This window comes from Antarctobacter aquimaris, assembly GCF_900184945.1.
GTDB lineage: Bacteria > Pseudomonadota > Alphaproteobacteria > Rhodobacterales > Rhodobacteraceae > Maliponia > Maliponia aquimaris.
Window position 1 is genome coordinate 93,024 of record NZ_FXYF01000005.1, and the last position, 16,801, is coordinate 109,824.

Annotated in this window: 19 protein-coding genes; 5 read left to right on the forward strand and 14 right to left on the reverse strand. The window is 68.0% G+C overall.

Going from position 1 to position 16,801, the window contains the following annotated elements; translation table 11 throughout:
• Positions 1-15 precede the first annotated feature (15 nt).
• From MAA8898_RS10575 to choX, 6 genes are all read right to left on the reverse strand, one after another.
• On the reverse strand, positions 16-303 hold the full coding sequence (locus tag MAA8898_RS10575) for a hypothetical protein (RefSeq protein WP_094020985.1): 288 nt from the start codon (positions 301-303) through the stop codon (positions 16-18).
• A gap of 17 nt (positions 304-320) precedes the next feature.
• Positions 321-689 (reverse strand): nuclear transport factor 2 family protein, encoded by a 369-nt coding sequence (locus MAA8898_RS10580; RefSeq protein ID WP_094020986.1) that lies wholly within the window; start codon positions 687-689, stop codon positions 321-323.
• Positions 690-961: 272 nt separating this feature from the next.
• The gene (locus tag MAA8898_RS10585) at positions 962-1,690 is read right to left on the reverse strand and encodes a gamma-glutamylcyclotransferase (protein ID WP_141194828.1); all 729 of its coding nucleotides are present in this window, start codon (positions 1,688-1,690) and stop codon (positions 962-964) included.
• Between the two features lie 211 nt (positions 1,691-1,901).
• Entirely contained in the window at positions 1,902-3,149 is a 1,248-nt protein-coding gene (locus MAA8898_RS10590) for an ABC transporter ATP-binding protein (protein WP_306456426.1), read from the reverse strand.
• Positions 3,150-3,160: 11 nt separating this feature from the next.
• Positions 3,161-3,784 (reverse strand): ABC transporter transmembrane domain-containing protein, encoded by a 624-nt coding sequence (locus MAA8898_RS27205; protein ID WP_306456420.1) that lies wholly within the window; start codon positions 3,782-3,784, stop codon positions 3,161-3,163.
• Between the two features lie 264 nt (positions 3,785-4,048).
• Positions 4,049-4,969 (reverse strand): choline ABC transporter substrate-binding protein, encoded by a 921-nt coding sequence (gene choX / locus MAA8898_RS10595; RefSeq protein ID WP_094020988.1) that lies wholly within the window; start codon positions 4,967-4,969, stop codon positions 4,049-4,051.
• Positions 4,970-5,210: 241 nt separating this feature from the next.
• Here choX and ade point away from each other — a divergent pair, with 241 nt between their 5' ends.
• The 3 genes from ade (at position 5,211) to MAA8898_RS10610 (ending at position 9,266) form a co-directional block, all read left to right on the forward strand.
• Positions 5,211-6,905, forward strand: coding sequence for an adenine deaminase (gene ade / locus MAA8898_RS10600; RefSeq protein WP_094020989.1), 1,695 nt, complete (start codon positions 5,211-5,213; stop codon positions 6,903-6,905).
• A gap of 128 nt (positions 6,906-7,033) precedes the next feature.
• Positions 7,034-8,830, forward strand: coding sequence for a CHASE domain-containing protein (locus MAA8898_RS10605; RefSeq protein ID WP_245853356.1), 1,797 nt, complete (start codon positions 7,034-7,036; stop codon positions 8,828-8,830).
• Between the two features lie 13 nt (positions 8,831-8,843).
• Positions 8,844-9,266: a response regulator gene (locus tag MAA8898_RS10610; RefSeq protein WP_245853358.1), complete on the forward strand. Its 423-nt coding sequence runs from the start codon at positions 8,844-8,846 to the stop codon at positions 9,264-9,266.
• 28 nt (positions 9,267-9,294) lie between these two features.
• On the opposite strand, the gene MAA8898_RS10615 is transcribed toward MAA8898_RS10610, so the two are convergent.
• Entirely contained in the window at positions 9,295-10,470 is a 1,176-nt protein-coding gene (locus MAA8898_RS10615) for a lytic murein transglycosylase (protein ID WP_094020991.1), read from the reverse strand.
• A 231-nt stretch (positions 10,471-10,701) separates the two neighbouring features.
• On the opposite strand from MAA8898_RS10615, the gene MAA8898_RS10620 reads away from it, so the two are divergent.
• Entirely contained in the window at positions 10,702-11,082 is a 381-nt protein-coding gene (locus MAA8898_RS10620) for a response regulator transcription factor (RefSeq protein WP_094020992.1), read from the forward strand.
• A gap of 3 nt (positions 11,083-11,085) precedes the next feature.
• Here MAA8898_RS10620 and MAA8898_RS10625 read toward each other — a convergent pair whose 3' ends face one another.
• The 7 genes from MAA8898_RS10625 to def (MAA8898_RS10655) all read right to left on the reverse strand — a co-directional run bounded on the left by MAA8898_RS10625 (position 11,086) and on the right by def (MAA8898_RS10655) (position 15,517).
• Complete coding sequence (locus tag MAA8898_RS10625) at positions 11,086-12,075, reverse strand: glutathione S-transferase family protein (protein ID WP_094020993.1); 990 nt, start codon at positions 12,073-12,075, stop codon at positions 11,086-11,088.
• Between the two features lie 113 nt (positions 12,076-12,188).
• Positions 12,189-12,422, reverse strand: coding sequence for a GlsB/YeaQ/YmgE family stress response membrane protein (locus MAA8898_RS10630; protein ID WP_094020994.1), 234 nt, complete (start codon positions 12,420-12,422; stop codon positions 12,189-12,191).
• A gap of 194 nt (positions 12,423-12,616) precedes the next feature.
• Entirely contained in the window at positions 12,617-12,856 is a 240-nt protein-coding gene (locus tag MAA8898_RS10635) for a hypothetical protein (RefSeq protein ID WP_094020995.1), read from the reverse strand.
• 62 nt (positions 12,857-12,918) lie between these two features.
• Positions 12,919-13,830: a methionyl-tRNA formyltransferase gene (gene fmt, locus MAA8898_RS10640; RefSeq protein ID WP_094020996.1), complete on the reverse strand. Its 912-nt coding sequence runs from the start codon at positions 13,828-13,830 to the stop codon at positions 12,919-12,921.
• 168 nt (positions 13,831-13,998) lie between these two features.
• Positions 13,999-14,493 (reverse strand): peptide deformylase, encoded by a 495-nt coding sequence (def, locus tag MAA8898_RS10645; protein ID WP_094020997.1) that lies wholly within the window; start codon positions 14,491-14,493, stop codon positions 13,999-14,001.
• Positions 14,490-14,993, reverse strand: coding sequence for a peptide deformylase (def, locus tag MAA8898_RS10650; RefSeq protein WP_094020998.1), 504 nt, complete (start codon positions 14,991-14,993; stop codon positions 14,490-14,492). The genes def (MAA8898_RS10645) and def (MAA8898_RS10650) overlap by 4 nt, the downstream gene beginning before the upstream one ends.
• The gene (gene def / locus MAA8898_RS10655) at positions 14,990-15,517 is read right to left on the reverse strand and encodes a peptide deformylase (RefSeq protein WP_094020999.1); all 528 of its coding nucleotides are present in this window, start codon (positions 15,515-15,517) and stop codon (positions 14,990-14,992) included. The genes def (MAA8898_RS10650) and def (MAA8898_RS10655) overlap by 4 nt, the downstream gene beginning before the upstream one ends.
• Before the next feature lie 105 nt (positions 15,518-15,622).
• Between def (MAA8898_RS10655) and MAA8898_RS10660 the strand changes: the two genes are divergently transcribed.
• Entirely contained in the window at positions 15,623-16,798 is a 1,176-nt protein-coding gene (locus MAA8898_RS10660; protein ID WP_094021000.1) for a MalY/PatB family protein, read from the forward strand.
• Positions 16,799-16,801: the final 3 nt, after the last annotated feature.

Here is a 16,801-nt window from a genome sequence, read left to right on the forward strand (position 1 = left end):
GCCGGGCGGCTGCCCTCAGCGATAGAAATGGGTCGCTTCGAATGCCAGTTCGGTCGGCGGCGCGGTGAAGCCGCCCTTGATCCCGCGCCCCATGAGCGGGGCAAAGACCTCGGTCATGAAGCGATCCCAGCTGTCTTTCGACTCCTGGATGGCGATCACCTGGAACCCGCCGGGTACCGGCCCGGCGACATGGGCGATCTGGCCCTCCGGGATGCGGCCCAGCGCGCCGTTCATGGCGCGCATCGCGGCTTCGTATTGCGCGGCGGTGCCGGCGGGGAAGAAGTGCGAGATGACATAGGGCATGGCGTGGTCCTTTCGCGTCAGGCGCTGGCTGGGTGGGGAATGGGGGCGGCCGCGCTGTCCGAGAGGTCCGAGACACCGGATTCGATGCGCACGATCTGTCCCTCCCGCTTGTGGTGGACGATCATCGCGGCCTCGCGCGATCCGCTGGCAAAGGACAGGGTGGTGTGAACGACCAGGATATCGTCGTTCTCGTAGAGGCAGCGCATGCTGTCGATGGTGCGGTTGCCGGGGCGCCAGACCCTGTACAGCAGGGCGCGCATGGCGTCGCGGCCGATCGTGTCGCGGGATTTGTGACGGACATATTCGAAATCGTCGGCCAGCAGCCTGGCATAGCGGTCGGCGTCGTCCGTCCGCATCGCGGCTTCCATTTCGGGGTAGATCGGCATCGGGGCTCCTCCGGTTCGGGCGCGCGGCAACTGTGCCCTTCGAAAAGGGAGGGAGTGCCGGGCTCAGGGGTGTCGGTGACGTCGCGGGCGTGTCGCCCACGACAGGATGAAGGGTAGCGGGAGCCGCGAAACGCGTCGACAGACATCCCTGCACGCGACGCTTGCAGTTTTGCCGGGTGCGCGGTCTGGCCATGTGGCAAGGGTCGACAGTCCGGCCAGCGGCATCGGTCACACGGGGCACCGTGGTGCCGCCTGTGCGCCGAGACCGCCGGTCAGCCGGCCTCGCTGCGCAGCGCCTGTGCGGCGGCGAAAAGCCCGGACACGTAGGGATCCTTGATCCCGAGGACCTCCAGGTGGTCGTGCAGGTCCGACAGGTAGTCGAAATTGCTGCCGAACAAGCCCTGGGCCTGCGCGATCATCCTGGCCTGGTCCCGCAGCGGAATGCCGGGCTTGATGCTCTCGTGCTCGCGGTTGGCGACAAAACCCAGCGCCTCGACCGGCCCGGCCACGGTGTCCAGGGTGAGCCAGAGCGGACGGTAGACCGGGGCCAGCATTTCGCGCCGGAACAGGACAAATGTCTCGTGCTCGAGCTTCTCGCGCGGAATGCGAAAGGCGAGCCCCTCGCAGCTGCCGCCCAGGTCGATGGCCGGCATCAGCCCGGGCGCTTCGCGCGAGCCGCGGCCGCCGTCATCCCACAGGCAGAAGCTGCGCTGGTGTCCGGCACAGCGGGCATGGCGGATCTCGTCGAACGCGACAGAGGGATCCCACATCAACGAGCCGTAGGCAAAGATCCAGAGGTCGCGGTCCCGGCGACCGTCCAGCCATTTGCGGCGGTCGGCCTCGCGCTCTGCGCAGGGGGTGCGCCAATCGGCGGGAAACCCGGCCCGGGCACCGTGGGCGTCGATGGCCGCGAGGTCGAGATCCCGGAAGAAGGACTCGGCCGCGGGCCTGATCTTGCCGCGCAGTTCGGGGTGAAGGTGGTAGGCGTCTTTTTGGGTCAAACGCCTGCTCCGGCCGGGCGCCCCGTGGCATGAATGGCGGTCAGCTTGTGAGCCGGCCGGCCACAAGTCAATGACGGGCACCGCCTTTCGGGGGTGTGCGGCGCCGCGGAACAGGCCGTGCCGGGAGCGGGGAATCGCGGCGGCGCGGGATCGACGCTGCCGCGCGGGCGGCGTAGGGAACAGGGGCGGCACGATTGGGCAGGCCCTTCCGTCACTGGCCAGCAAGGCCCGCCTGTTCGGTGCGGGCATCGCTGCCGATGAACCCGCCGGACTGGCGGTTCCACAGCGTGGCATAGAGGTTTCCCGCCGCCAGCAGCGCCTGATGCGTGCCGCTCTCCACGATCCGCCCCTGATCGAGCACGACAATGCGGTCCATCTCGGCGATGGTCGACAGCCGGTGGGCGATGGCGATCACCGTCTTGTCGCGCATCACGCGCTTCAGTTCGACCTGGATCTCGGCCTCCACCTCGCTGTCGAGCGCGCTGGTGGCCTCGTCGAGGATCAGGATCGGCGCGTCCTTCAGCATCACCCGCGCCAGCGCGATCCGCTGTCGTTGTCCGCCCGACAGCTTTACCCCGCGTTCGCCGACGTGGGCGTCATAGCCGGTGCGGCCCTGGCTGTCCTTCAGCCCGCAGATGAAGTCATGCGCCCGCGCCTCGCGCGCGGCGGCCTCGATCCGGTCCTGAGTCAGGTCGGCCTGGCCAATCGTCAGGTTTTCGCGCACCGAGCGGTTCAACAGGGCGGCCTGCTGGCTGACCATGCCGATGGCGCGGCGCAGGCTTTCGGGATCGACGGCGCGGATGTCCTGCCCGTCGATCCGGATGACGCCGTTTTCGGGCTCGTAGAACCGCAGGAACAGGTTGACCAGCGTCGACTTGCCCGCACCGGACGGCCCGACCAGGCCGACCTTCTCGCCCGGGGCGATGCGCAGGTCGACCCCCATAAGACCGCCCTGCCCCTTGCCATAGTGGTGCCGCGCGCCGTTCACCGTGATCTCGCCCGCCGTAACCCTGAGCGCGGGCGCGTCGCCGTCGTAGGGAATGGCCAGCGGCTGCGCGATGGTGTGCAGCGCCTCGCGGATCGCGCCCACCTGTTCGAAGATCCGCCAGACCGCCTCGAGGATCCATTCCGCCATGGTGGTGATGCGCAGCGACAGCGCGACCGCCGCGCTGACCAGGCCGATGGTGGCGCCGCCCTGGCTCCACAGCCAGATGCCGTAGCCGACGATGCCCACCATGATCACGCCCTCCAGCCAGACCGTCACCGTGCGCAACGCCAGCCCGATCTGGCGCGCGCGGAACAGGGTCTCACGCGTGTGTTCCAGCGAGGCATGGTGGTCGGCCTCGAGGTCCGCGCGGCGGGCAAACAGGCTGACGGTGTCGAAATTGGAGAACGTGTCGACCAGCTTGCCCAGAAGCCCCGACTTGGCGGCGCTGAAGTTCTCCATCGCGCGGACCATGCGCGGCACGATCACGCCATCAGCGCGATGTACAGCGCCATCCAGATGAACAGCGGGATCGCCAGGCGGATGTCGGTGCCGGCCATCAGCATCACCACCCCGATCACGTAGACAAAGCCGAAGGCGACGGCATTGATCGACTGGTAGATCGCGTCCGAGGCGTAGTTGCCCATCAGCACGAGCCGCGATGCGGTGCGGCCTGCCAGGTCCTCCTGGAACCAGCCGACGGACTGCCTGGTCAGGTGATCGTGGGCGCGCCAGCGAAACAGGTTGGCGACGTTGCAGGAAAACGCGATGTCGTTCACCGAGAAACGGACGAACTGCGACAGCGGGCGCAGCAGGATGACCATCACCGCGGCCAGGATCAGGCTGAGGCTGTGCGTGTCCCAGATCGCCGCGGGCGGTGTTTCGGCCAGCATGTCGATCAACCGCCCGGCATAGCTGATCAGCCAGACTTCGACGGCTGCGGCCAGGACCGTGGCAAACACGCTGAAGATCAGGACACGCCGCAGCGGGTGCAGATGCGATGTCAGGTAGGGCCAGACCCGCGCCGAGGGCGTCTCGCCGGAGCCGTGGACATAAGGGTCAGCGAGGTTCAGCGCGCGCCGTGTGAGCCAGTCAAAGGGGTTGGACATGGACAAATTTCTTTCCGCAGGCACGTTTGGCTGGAATGGTCCGGTCCGGGTCCAGAATGGCGCATCGTCCGGACCGCTTCAATCCGGCATTGACCGCACGGGTCGCACCCCCGGCATGGCAGACCGCGGCTGCCTGTTGGAAAGGCAGTCCCTGGGACTCGGCCCCGTCGGTTCGGACCGGATCGGGCCGCCTCACGTCCCTCCGGACGACACAAGGCCCCGCACATGGCGGGGCCTTGGCGATACGCGCGGTGACGCGCCCTGTTACTGAAGCGCGCCCATGACGGCGGCCATGGCGTCGCCGCCATCCCTGGTGGTCACACCGTCCAGCCAGGCGTCGAGCACGCCGGTGTTGGCCGAAAGCCAGGCCCTGGCGGCGTCCTCCGGGTCCTGCCCGTCATCCAGGATGGCGCCCATGATCTGGTTTTCCATCGCCAGCGTGAACTCGAGGTTGGTCAGCAGCTTGCCGACGTTGGGGCACTCGGCGACATAACCGGCGCGGGTGTTGGTAAAGACCGTGGCGCCGCCGAGGTCCGGGCCGAACCAGTCGTCGCCGCCGGTCAGGTAGGTCAGATCATAGTTGGCGTTCATCGGGTGCGGCTCCCACGCGAGGAAGACCACAGGCTCGTCGCGGCTGACGGCGCGGCCGACCTGCGCCAGCATCCCCTGTTCGCTGCTTTCCTTGACGTCGAATTCCTTGAGGCCAAAGGCATCGGCGGCAATCATGTCGATGATCAGGCGGTTGCCGTCGTTGCCCGGCTCGATGCCGTAGATCGTCTCGTCCAGCGCATCGGCATGGGCGGCGATATCGGCGAAATCGGCGATCCCGAGCGCCGCGCCCACCGCGTTGGTGGCCAGGGTGTATTTCGCGCCGGTCAGGTTGGCGCGCACCGTGTCGACGGTGCCGGCCTCGCGGTAGGGCGCGATGTCGGCCTCCATGGTGGGCATCCAGTTGCCCAGGAACACGTCGATGTCGCCCGCCGCCATCGAGGTGTAGGTCACCGGCACGGACAGCACCTTGATGGCGGTCTCGTAGCCCAGCGCCTGCAACACGAGGGTGGTGGCGGCGGTGGTGGCGGTGATGTCGGTCCAGCCGACGTCCGAGAAGGTGACAGAGTCGCAGTCTGCCAGCGCCGCACCGGCGCAGAGGCCCAGCGCGAGGGCCGAGGTAAGGGTCTTGGTCATGGTGGTCTCCCTGTTTTTATGCGCGCGAGTAGACCGCGCCTTGGCCGGCTTTGCAACCGAGGTGCAATAAGGGGGGTATTTGCACAGAGAAGAAGCCATAAACGCCGCGCCCGTGTTTCTTCTCTGTCAAAATACTCCCGGGGGGAGTCCCGGACTTGCTCCGGGACGGGGGGCAGCGCCCCCCCTCGCCCCGCCCTGACACCTGTGACATGATCCGGGAAAGGCACAAGGAGGCAGGCACATGGCGGAACTGGAGCGGCGGATCGCGCAGGGGCGCGGCGACGAGGTTGCGGACAAGGTGCTGCGCGGCGGGCGGGTCTACGACCTGATGACCGGCGATCTGCTGGAGGGCGATGTCGCGATCTGCGGCGACACCGTGGTCGGCGTGTTCGACACCTACGAGGGGCGCGAGGTGATCGACGTCAGCGGGCTGATCCTGGTGCCCGGCTTCATCGACACGCACCTGCACATCGAATCCTCGCTGGTGACCCCTTTCGAGTTCGACCGCTGCGTCGGGCCGCGCGGGGTGACGACGGCGATCTGCGACCCGCACGAGATCGCCAACGTGATCGGCGCGGCGGGGGTGCGCTATTTCCAAGAGGCCAGCCGCCACACGCTGATGGACATCAAGGTGCAGCTGTCGTCCTGCGTGCCCTCGACCCACATGGAGACGGCCGGAGCGCAGCTGGACGCCGCCGATATCGCCGCCTTGCGCGGGCATGCCTCGGGGCTGGGGCTGGCGGAGTTCATGAACTTTCCCGGCGTGATCCACCGCGATCCGTACTGCATGGACAAGCTGCGGCTGTTCGAGGGCGGGCATGTGGACGGGCATTGCCCGCTGCTGTCGGGCAAGGACCTGAACGCCTACGTCGCCGCCGGCATAAGGACCGAACACGAGGCGACCAGCGCGGAAGAGGCGCTGGAAAAGCTGCGCAAGGGGATGCGGGTGCTGATCCGCGAAGGCTCGGTCTCCAAGGACCTGCACGCGCTCCAGCCGCTGCTGGACGAACGCACTGCGCCCTACATGTGCCTGTGCACCGACGACCGCAACCCGCTGGACATCGGCGAGCATGGCCACCTCGACTACATGATCCGCGAGCTGATCCGGCTGGGCTGTCCGCCGCTGGCGGTCTACCGGGCGGCGACCCTGTCGGCCGCCGAGGCCTTCGGCCTCAAGGATCGCGGCATGATCGCGCCGGCGCGGCGGGCGGATATCGTGGCGCTGGGATCGCTGGAGGCCTGCGACGCGCGGCTGGTGCTGGCGGGGGGCGTGGTGCTGTCGGATGAGGCGTTCGCGGGGCGGGAAACGGTGGCGCCGGTGGGGCGGCATTCGGTCAAGGCGCCGCGGGTCGTGGCCGAGGATTTCCGCGCCCGCGCCAACCGGGTGGAGACCGACGTGATCGGCATCCGCGAGGGGCAGATCCTGACCGATCACCTGCACGAGGACATTGCCATCGTCGACGGCGACAAGGCGCCGGACACCGCGCGCGACCTCGTGCGCATCGCGGTGGTGGAGCGGCACGGCAGGAACGGCAACATCGCCACCGGCTTTGTCCGCGGGTTCGGGCTGAAGGCGGGGGCCATCGCCTCGACCGTCTGCCACGATCACCACAACATCGCCTGCGTCGGTGTGGATTACGCCGACATGGCGGTGGCGGCGAACCGGCTGGGGCAGATCGAGGGCGGATTCGTGGTGGTGCGCGACGGGCAGGTGCTGGCGGAGCTGGCGCTGCCGGTGGCGGGGCTGATGTCGCTGGAGCCGTTCGAGGCGGTGCGCGCGCGGCTGGTGGACCTGCGCGCGGCGGCGAAATCGCTGGGCGTGGGGCTGGAAGAGCCGTTCCTGCAACTGGCCTTTCTCGCGCTGCCGGTGATCCCGGCGCTGAAGATCACCGACCGGGGCATGGTGGATGTGAACAGGTTCGAGATCATCGGCTGAGGCGGCGAGTTCCCGCCGGGAAAACCCCGTTTCGAGACAAACTGACCCGACGCGGGGCACGGTCCTTCACCTCGGGTTAACGCCTCGTGACGATGCTGGCGCGGTCCCGCCATCCCGAAAGGACCGCCATGAAGTCGATGTTCGCCTCGCACCGCCTGGACCTGACGGTGGGCCGCCTGTCGGCGTTGCATGTCGTCATCGTCGCGATGTCGCTGTCCCTGACGCTGGGCGCCTGGCTGTATTCGAAACACCAGGTCGATCTGCAGGTCCAGGGCCGGTTCGAGGCCGCGCGGGACCGCACCGTCCGGCTGATCGAAGACCGCATGTCGCGCTACGAGGATGCGCTGCGGTCCGGGGTCGCCCATGTCGAGTCACGCGACGGACAGCTGACCCACGCGGAATGGCGCGTCTTTGCCAATTCGCTGCACCTGCGCGAGACATATCCCGGCGTGAACGGCATCGGCGTGATCCACTACGTCGAGCGGCCCGATTTTCCCGCCTACATGGCCGAGCGCGCCGCCGAGGGGCGGGCGTTCTCGGTCTTTCCGGATCACGCGCAGCCGTTCCTGCTGCCGATCACCTACATCGAACCCGAGGACATCAACGCCGCCGCGATCGGGCTGGACGTGGCGCACGAGATCAACCGCCGGACCGGGCTGCTGGACAGCCGCGACAGCGCCACCGCCCGGATCACCGGGCCGATCGTGCTGGTGCAGGACAGCGGGCATACGCCGGGCTTTCTGTTCTACGCGCCGTTCTACCGGGGCACCGTGCCGGCCACGCTGGAGGAGCGGCGGGCACGCTTTGCCGGGGTCGTCTACGCGCCCTTCGTGGTGCGCAACCTGGTCGAGGGGCTGCTGTCCAAGGACCTGCGCGAGGTCCGCTTCAGCCTGCGCGACGGCGAGAGGACGATCTACGACGAACATGGCAGCGACGAGCCGTTGCACGACGCCGAACCGATGTTCGAAGAGACCGTCGCGCTGGACCTCTACGGCCGGACCTGGATGATCGACATCCGCACCAACGCGGCCTTTCGCGCCGCCAACGGCTATGACCAGCCGACGCTGATCCTGATCGGCGGGCTGATCATCGAGGTGCTGGTGATCTCCTTCCTGGTCATGCTGGCGCGCTCCAACCACCGGGCGCATGACTATGCCCGCCAGCTGACCGGGGAACTGCGCGCCAAGTCCGAGACGCTGGAAAAGGCCAACGCGGCGATCGAGCAATTCGTCTACATCGCCTCGCACGACCTCAAGACGCCGGCGCGCGGGATCGGGTTCCTGGCCGACGTGCTGGAAGAGGACCTGGAAGAGATGGTCGGCCCGCTGGACCCGAAAGGCGAGATCAAGTCCCAGCTGGACATGATCCGCGACCGTGTCGAGCGGATGAACGACCTGACCGAGGGCATCCTCGAATTCTCGCGCGTCAGCCAGCCGGACGGCGAACCCGGTCCCGGCCTGTCGGTCGGCGCGCTGGTGACCGACTGCGTCGCGGATTTCGATGTCGAGGGGTCGCAGATCACGCTGGACACCGATGTCGACCGGATCGCCTGCGACAGCCACAATTTCCGGCGCGTGATCGAGAACCTGGTCGGCAACGCGTTCAAGTACCATCCGCGCCGGGGCACCGCGCGGGTCTGGCTGACCATGCGCGACAGCGGCGACCGGCTGCGCGTCTCGGTCCGGGACGACGGCGACGGCATCGCGCCCGAGTTTCAGGACAGGGTGTTCGAGGTGTTCCAGACCCTGCGCAAGTCGGGCGACCCGGAAAGCACCGGGATCGGGCTGGCCATCGTCCGCAAGGCGGTGCAGCGCCATGGTTTCGAGGTCCGCGTGACCTCGGCCGAGGGGCAAGGCGCCGATTTCAGCTTTGACTGGCCCAGGACCGCGGGCGGCGCGACCGGCCCCCTGGAGCACGCGGCGTGACATGGCGCGAGCGATGAACATCCTGCTGGTCGAAGACAACAGCCTGGACGCGATGATGATCCGCCGGGCGCTGAGCAAGGTTGCCCCGGACGCCGCCGTGGCCCATGCCTCGGACGGGCTCGAGGCGCTGGACCTGCTGGAGTCGGACCGGCTGCGGCCACCCTATTTCGTGCTGCTCGACATCAACATGCCGCGGATGAACGGGCACGAGTTCCTGGAACGGCTGCGCAGCGCGCGGGCGGGTTCGGACACCGTGGTCTTTGTCTTCTCCACCTCGGACTGCCCGCGCGACATCGCCAAGGCCTACAGGCAGCACGCGAACGGCTATATCGTCAAGCCGCACGACAAGAAGGGCATGATGGCCAGCCTCGCGACGCTGCGCGATTTCTGGGAGCTGTGCGAGCCGCCGCCGAAGCCGGGCAGCCCGCCGCGCTAGGCCGCGCCGGGCTAGCGGCTGGCGGGTGTCAGAGCCGCCCGAGCAGCGCCGGGGTCGGCCAGGCGTCGGCGGGCATGCCCAGTTCGCGCTGGACGGTGCGCACCGCCGCGCGGGTGCCGGCGCCGAGGATGCCGTCGATCTCGCCCACGTCGAAACCGCGATCGGCCAGCTTGCGCTGCAACAGCTTCATCTCGTCGCCGGACAGGCCCGGCTCGGGGGTGCCGGCGTCGTAGACCGGCGCGCCCTGCAACCGTGTGGCGAAATAGGCCGCGGTCAGCACGTAGGTAAAGCTCTGGTTCCACTCGAAGTAGACGCTGAAGTTGGGATAGGCGATGAACAGCGGCCCCTTGCGGCCCTGCGGCACGACGATGGAGGCCTGCAACCGCCCGTCGTCCAGCGGCCCGTGCCGGCCGCGCACGCCCAGCTGTTCCCATTCGGCCACCGTCTTGGTGGTGTGCATCCCGGTGTCGAACCAGTCGATGCCCTCGGGCACGGTGACCTCCTGCAACCAGGGCTCGTTCGGGCGCCAGCCGAGATGCGACAGCATCCGGGCCCCGGACATCAGCGCATCCGGCGCGCTGGTCTTGAGCGTCACATGACCGTCGCCGTCGCCGTCGACGCCGTTCTCCAGGATGTCGCGCGGCAGCATCTGCACCATGCCGATCTCGCCGGCCCAGGCGCCGGTGGTGGTCGCCGGATCAAGGTCGCCCTTTTCGTAGAGCGACAGCGCGGCAAAGATCTGCGGCCGGAAGATCTGCGGGCGGCGGCAGTCATGCGCCAGCGTCACCAGCGCGTTGACGGTGTTGAAATCGCCCTGGAAGGCGCCGAAATCGGTCTCGAAGGCCCAGAAGGCCAGCAGCACGCCGCGCGCCAAGCCGTATTCGGCCTCGATCCGGTCAAACACCGCATCGTAGCGGTCGGCCATCTGCCGGCCCTTGTCCAGCCGGCCCTGGCTGATCAGCTTGCGCGAGAAGGTGACGAAGGGGTCCTGGAAGATTCCCTGGCGGCGGTCGGCCCGCAGAACGGCGTCGCTTTGCTGGACACCGGCGAAAAACCGCCGAACCGTCTCCGGGTCATGGCCCAGCGTCACCGCCTCGAGTTTCAGCCCTTCGACGAAGGCGCCAAAGCCGCCACCGCAGGGCACATCCTGCGCCTGCACCGCGCCCGCCATCGCCAAAGCGCCGATAAATGCCGAAAACCGCATGGAAATTCCCCGTTCGATGCCTGTTGCGGGCAGATTATCAATCCGGGCGCAAGGGGCAAGCGGGCTGTGTCGGACAGCCTGCCCGGCGGCATCGCGGCGACAGGATCGTGCCGTTCGCGAAGCGGAAATTTACCGTTTGTTCCAAAATTACCGAACAATTAACCGAATCTTCACCCTTATGAACGTTTGATGAACTTGTTATAGTCATAAGAATAGTATCAGGAGGCCCGCTTGAACGTATTGATCGTCGAAAGCCGCGTGCCTCTTGCCCAGCTCTGGCAGCGGCACCTGCACCGCAGCGGGGCGCAAGTGTGGCTTGCGGCCTCCGAAGACGAGGCGTTCGAACTGCTGGCGATCGAACGATTCCAGGTCATCATCCTGGATGTCGTTCTGGAGGACGGCAGCGCGCTGTCGGTGGCGGACGTGGCGCAGTACCGCCAGCCCGAGGCGCGGATCATCTTTGTCACCAACAGCGGCTTCTTTTCGGACGGGTCGATCTTCAACCTGTGCGCCAATGCCTGCGCCTACCTGCCCAGCACCACGCCGCCCGACGACCTGACCAGCATGGTGCACCACTACGCGCGGGCGCCGCTGAACGCGCCCGCGGGCTGAGGCTCAGGCCGCCTTCAGCGTCTCGCGGCCATGCGGGGCGGCGAGGTCCAGATCAGGGCCGGCGGGCACGATGCGATACGGGTTCACCGTCTCGTGGCTGTAGTAGTAGTGCCGGGTGATGTGGTCGAAGTTGACCGTCTCGGCGACGCCGGGCCACTGGTACAATTCGCGCGTGTAGGCCCAGAGGTTGGGGTAGTCGACGATCCGCGCGCGGTTGCACTTGAAGTGGCCGTGGTAGACCTTGTCAAAGCGGATCAGCGTGGTGAACAGGCGCCAGTCGGCCTCGGTGAGGCGGTCGCCCATCAGGTAGCGGTTGCGCGCCAGCCGCTCCTCCAGCCAGTCGAGCGTGTCGAACAGCGGCCCCACGGCAGCGTCATAGGCCGCCTGCGTGGTGGCGAACCCGGCCTTGTAGACGCCGTTGTTGACGGTGTCGTAGATGCGGGCGTTCACCGGCTCGATCGCGGTGCGCAGGTCCTCGGGCCAGAAATCGGCGCTGTTGCCGGTCAGCCGGTCGAAGGCGCTGTTGAACATGCGGATGATCTCGGAGGATTCGTTCGACACGATGGTCTGGCGTTGCTTGTCCCACAGCACGGGCACGGTGACGCGGCCGGTCGCCTTCGGGTCCGCCCGTGTGTAGATGTCGCGCAGGAAGGGCAGGCCGTAGAGCGTGTCGCCGGTGGCGCCCTGCCGGTCACTCGCAAAGGTCCAGCCATCGTCCAGCATGTCGGGATGCACGGCACTGACGGAGATCAGGTCCTCCAGCCCCTTGAGGCTGCGAAAGATCAGCGCGCGATGCGCCCAGGGGCAGGCAAGGCAGACGTAGAGATGATAGCGGCCGGGCTCGGCGGCAAAGCCGCCCTCGCCGCTGGGTCCGGGCGTTCCGTCCGGGGTGATCCAGTTGCGCCAGACCGAGTCCGAGCGGACAAAGGCGCCGCCCGTCTTTCCGGTGTCGTACCAGCCGGTGTCCCAGCGTCCCTCGATCAACTGTCCCATGACGGTCTCCCCTCTTGTGTCTGTACCAGGGAGGTAGTCGGTGTCGGCCGCGCGGCCAAGGTCCCTGGGCGCGCAAGGGGTTTGCGGTCACGCACAGCCGCGTGGCGCGGGGATCAGCGCAGGTAGGTCTTCCAGACCCAGATCAGCAGCAGCGCCCCCAGCACCGCGCCCACCAGCCCCGCCAGCATGCCGCCGACCATCAGGATGAAGCGCAGGACCAGCCCGCCGATCAGCGCGCCGCCGATGCCGATGGCGATGGTCGGCAGGATCGGGGTGTCCATCTTCATCAGCCGGGTGGCGATGAAACCGGCAGCGGCGCCGATGATGATGAGCCAGATGATGGGCATGGGGGTCTCCTGACGGGGAAAGGGCGCGTCCTGCGCGCAGGATAGTCCAGCGGGCGGCTCAGGCATAGGGGGCGTTCCTGACCGCAAGTGGACGCGTTCGGGCTTCTTTGGTTTGAAAAATACCTCGGGGGAGGCGCCGAAGGCGACGGGGGCAGCGCCCCCTGACCGCGCGTGCGGCCGGGGACACCGCCGGGTCAGCGCCTGCGCCAGTGCGTGGGCACGATGATCAGCGCGCCGACCGAGGCGAGGATCGCGTTCAGCCCCTGCGCGCGAAAGCCGACGTGGAACATGATGGTGACAAAATAGAACAGGAAGGCGCCGCCGATGCAGATGATGATGCTCTGCAGGATGCCGTTGCGGGTAAAGCCGGTCTTTTCGGACAGGTATCCGACGATCCCGGCGATCACCACGGTGCCGATCAGGGAGGGAAACATCTGGCGCGCCTTCTGTTGGGTCGGGGTCAGGATAGCGGCGGGCCGGGGCAATGCCCAGCCCGTCACGCGCCCAGCTGCGTGCCCTTGGGCAGGGGAAAGCCCATGAGGAAAGTGGCGGCGTCCTGCGCGCCCCTGCCCGCGCGCTGCGCCCGGGTGACACGCAGCGCGCCGCTGCCGCAGGCGACGGTCAGCGCGTCGTCCAGCGTGGTGCCCGGCGCGCCCTGCCCTGTCGCCGGTTCGGCACCAAGCAGCTTGATCCGCTCGCCCTGCGCCGTGGTCCAGGCGCCCGGGAAAGGCGACAGCCCGCGGATCAGGCGCGAGACCTCTTCGGCCGGGCGGGACCAGTCCACCGCCGCCTCGCCCTTGTCGATCTTGGCGGAGTAGGTGACGCCCTCGTCGGGCTGCGGGTGCGGGATCAGGGTGTCGAGCCGCGCCAGCGCCTCGACGATCAGCCGCGCGCCCAGCGCGCTGAGGCGGTCGTGGAGGTCCCCGGTGGTCTCGGTGTCGCCGATGGGGATGGCCTCGCGCAGCAGCACCGGGCCGGTGTCCAGCCCGGCCTCCATCTGCATGATGCAGACGCCGGTCTGCGCGTCGCCGGCCATGATCGCGCGGTGGATCGGTGCCGCGCCGCGCCAGCGCGGCAGCAGCGAGGCGTGGATGTTCAGGCAGCCGTGGCGCGGCGCGTCCAGGATGGCCTGCGGCAGGATCAGGCCATAAGCGACGACGACCGCGACATCGGGTTTCAGCGCGGCAAACTCGGCCTGCGCCTCGGGTGTCTTCAGGCTGACCGGGTGGCGCACCGGCAGGCCCAGCGCCTCGGCCCGCATGTGGACGGGGGTGGGGCGGTCCTTCTTGCCGCGCCCGGCGGGGCGGGGCGGCTGGCAGTAGACGCAGGCGATGTCGTGCCCCGCCGCCACCAGCGCGTCGAGCACGGGGACGGAGAAGTCGGGGGTGCCCATGAAGACGATGCGCATCGGGTCGATCCTAAGCTGGCCTCGGGACGGCTGTCTAACCGAGGATGGGGTGCGACCCAAGGGCCTTCGAAGGCCCTTGGACAACGCGCTTGCAAGCGCGTTTCAAAAGCGGCTGCGCAGCCGCTTGTCCAAAGGCGTTTCGAAACGCCTTTGGCGCTGCGGGACCGGTCAGCCCTTCTTGCGCGCCTTGCGCAGCAGCATGTCGCGCTTCACCTTGCTCAGCAGGTCAAAGTACATCCGCCCGTTCAGGTGGTCGACCTGGTGCTGCACCGAGGTCGCCCAGAGGCCGACCAGGTCCTTTTCCACCCGCGTGCCGGTCTCGTCGAGATAGGCCACCGTCACCGCGCGGGGGCGGCTGATCGTGGCGTGGACGCCGGGCAGGTTGGGGCTGGCTTCGTCGTGTTCGCGGAAGGTGACCGAGGCGTGCAGGATCTCGGGGTTGGCCATGCGGATCGCCTGGCCGCGCGTGTCCGAGGCATCGACCACCGCGAGGCGCAGCATCACGCCGATCTGCGGCGCGGCGAGGCCGACACCGGGCATCGCCTCCATCGTCTCGATCATGTCCTCCCAGATCGCGCGGATCTGGTCCGTGACCTCGGGCACCGGGGCGCAGACCGTGCGCAGCCGCTTGTCCGGCCAGGGCACGAAGGGGCGGACGGTCATGCGCCGCGCGCCCGGTCATACTCCGCCAGCAGCGCGGCGCGCGCAGCCTCCTCCAGCCGGTCGAAGTGCATCACCCCGTCGAGGTGGTCCAGCTCGTGCTGGGCGATGATCGCGGCGGCGCCGGACAGCGCCAGCTCCTGCGGCTGGCCCGACAGGTCGGTGAACCCCAGCGTGATCTGCCGCGCGCGGGCGACCTGCGCGGTCACGCCGGGCACCGACAGGCAGCCCTCCTCCCCCGTCGCCAGATCCTCCGAGGCCGACCGGATCGCCGGGTTGATGCAGACCAGCGGGGTCATCTCGCCCGTCTTCCAGCCCGCGTCCATCACGAAGAGTCGTGTCATCACGCCGACCTGCGGCGCGGCGAGGCCGCGGCCGGGGGCGGCATACATCGTCTCGAACATGTCGGTCACGAGTTGGTCGAGCGTGCCGGGATCCTGCACCGGGGCGCAGGGTTGCGCCAGCCGGGGGTCGGGCCACTTGAGGATGGGAAGCGTGCTCACACCTTCTCCCGCGCGCGTTCTTTCTTCAGCTTGACCATCTTGCGGGTGATCATCTGGCGCCGCAGCGGCTTGAGGTAGTCGATGAACAGCACGCCGTCGAGGTGGTCGATCTCGTGCTGCACGCAGGTCGCCCAGAGGCCGTTAAAGGTTTCCCTGTGCAGCTTGCCGTCGGCGCCCAGCCATTCGACATCCACGACCTTGGGGCGTTCGACGTCGGCGTATTGATCGGGGATCGACAGGCAGCCTTCCTCGTAGACGTTCTTTTCGTCGCTGCTGGCCAGCACGCGCGGGTTGAACATCACCAACGGGCGCGCCTCGTCGCCGTTGTCCGGCTTGGCGCAGTCGAGCACGATCAGCCGCGACAGCACGCCCACCTGCGGCGCGGCCAGCCCGATGCCCGGCGCGGCGTACATGGTTTCGAGCATGTCGTCCGACAGCGCGCGCAACTCGTCCGACAGGTCATCGACCGGGTCGCAGACCTTTTTCAGGCGGGGATCGGGGTGAATGAGGATCGGCCGTTTCATGGCCTGCCATTTAAGCGGCGCGCGCGCGATAGGCAAGCGTCCGGGGCCTTGCCCTTGGCCGCCAGATGGCTAGCCTGCGCGGCGACAAGGCAGAGGAACACAGGCATGAGCCGTTTTGACGAAGTGATCGACCGGGTCGGCACCCATTCGACAAAGTGGGACCAGATGGAGGAGCGCTATGGCGTGTCGCCGGCGGAGGGGCTGGCGATGTGGGTGGCGGACATGGATTTCCGCCCGCCCGCCTGCGTGAGCGCGGCGCTTCAGGGCATGGTCGATCACGGGATCTACGGCTATTTCGGCGACGACCGCGACTATCGCGCGGCGATCTGCTGGTGGATGGAGACGCGGCACGGCTGGAGCGTGCAGCCGGAGTGGATCTTTTCCACCCACGGGTTGGTGAACGGCACGGCGATGTGCCTGCACGCCTACACCCAGCCTGGCGACGGGGTGGTGCTGTTCACCCCGGTCTACCACGCCTTTGCCCGGGTGATCCGCGCCGCCGGGCGGACCGTGGTGGAATGCCCGCTGGTGCTGCGCGATGGCATCTACGAGATGGATTTCGACGGCTACGACGCGCTGATGACCGGCGCGGAGCGCATGGTGATCCTGTGTTCGCCGCACAACCCCGGCGGGCGGGTGTGGAGCGCGGAGGAGTTGCGCGGCGTGGCCGATTTTGCCGCGCGGCACGACCTGGTGCTGGTGTCGGACGAGATTCACCATGACCTGGTGATGCCGGGACATACCCATGTGCCGATGGCGGTGGCCGCGCCGGACATCGCCGACCGGCTGGTGATGATGACGGCGACCTCCAAGACCTTCAACATTGCCGGCGCCCATGTCGGCAACGTGATCGTGCCGGACGCGGCGCTGCGCGCGCGGTTCGGGCAGGCGATGGCGGGGATGGGGATTTCGCCCAACTCGTTCGGCCTGTTCATGGCGACGGCGGCCTATTCGCCCGAGGGCGCGGCCTGGGTGGATGAGCTGGTGACGTATCTCGACGGCAACCGGCGGCTGTTTGACGAGGGGATCAACGCGATCCCGGGGGTGGCGTCGATGCCGATGCAGGCGACTTACCTGGCCTGGGTGGATTTCGCCGGGACCGGCATGGCGCGCGAGGAGTTCACCCGGCGGGTCGAGCAGGATGCCAAGATCGCGGTGAACCACGGGCCGACCTTCGGCTATGGCGGCGAGCGTTACCTGCGGTTCAACTTCGCCATGCCGCGCGCGCGGGTCGAAGAGGCGGTGGCGCGGATGCAGCGGGCGTTCGGCGATTTGCAGTAGGCG

Coding starts and splice junctions, on each gene's coding strand:
- MAA8898_RS10625 (WP_094020993.1), bottom strand. CDS start 12,075: ATGGGACAGTTGATCGAGGGACGCTGGGACACCGGCTGGTACGACACC.
- MAA8898_RS10590 (WP_306456426.1), bottom strand. CDS start 3,149: ATGGTCCGCGCGATGGAGAACTTCAGCGCCGCCAAGTCGGGGCTTCTG.
- MAA8898_RS10660 (WP_094021000.1), top strand. CDS start 15,623: ATGAGCCGTTTTGACGAAGTGATCGACCGGGTCGGCACCCATTCGACA.
- MAA8898_RS10615 (WP_094020991.1), bottom strand. CDS start 10,470: ATGCGGTTTTCGGCATTTATCGGCGCTTTGGCGATGGCGGGCGCGGTG.
- def (WP_094020997.1), bottom strand. CDS start 14,493: ATGACCGTCCGCCCCTTCGTGCCCTGGCCGGACAAGCGGCTGCGCACG.
- MAA8898_RS10580 (WP_094020986.1), bottom strand. CDS start 689: ATGCCGATCTACCCCGAAATGGAAGCCGCGATGCGGACGGACGACGCC.
- MAA8898_RS27205 (WP_306456420.1), bottom strand. CDS start 3,784: ATGTCCAACCCCTTTGACTGGCTCACACGGCGCGCGCTGAACCTCGCT.
- MAA8898_RS10630 (WP_094020994.1), bottom strand. CDS start 12,422: ATGCCCATCATCTGGCTCATCATCATCGGCGCCGCTGCCGGTTTCATC.
- ade (WP_094020989.1), top strand. CDS start 5,211: ATGGCGGAACTGGAGCGGCGGATCGCGCAGGGGCGCGGCGACGAGGTT.
- MAA8898_RS10635 (WP_094020995.1), bottom strand. CDS start 12,856: ATGTTTCCCTCCCTGATCGGCACCGTGGTGATCGCCGGGATCGTCGGA.
- MAA8898_RS10610 (WP_245853358.1), top strand. CDS start 8,844: ATGAACATCCTGCTGGTCGAAGACAACAGCCTGGACGCGATGATGATC.
- fmt (WP_094020996.1), bottom strand. CDS start 13,830: ATGCGCATCGTCTTCATGGGCACCCCCGACTTCTCCGTCCCCGTGCTC.
- def (WP_094020999.1), bottom strand. CDS start 15,517: ATGAAACGGCCGATCCTCATTCACCCCGATCCCCGCCTGAAAAAGGTC.
- choX (WP_094020988.1), bottom strand. CDS start 4,969: ATGACCAAGACCCTTACCTCGGCCCTCGCGCTGGGCCTCTGCGCCGGT.
- MAA8898_RS10575 (WP_094020985.1), bottom strand. CDS start 303: ATGCCCTATGTCATCTCGCACTTCTTCCCCGCCGGCACCGCCGCGCAA.
- MAA8898_RS10605 (WP_245853356.1), top strand. CDS start 7,034: ATGAAGTCGATGTTCGCCTCGCACCGCCTGGACCTGACGGTGGGCCGC.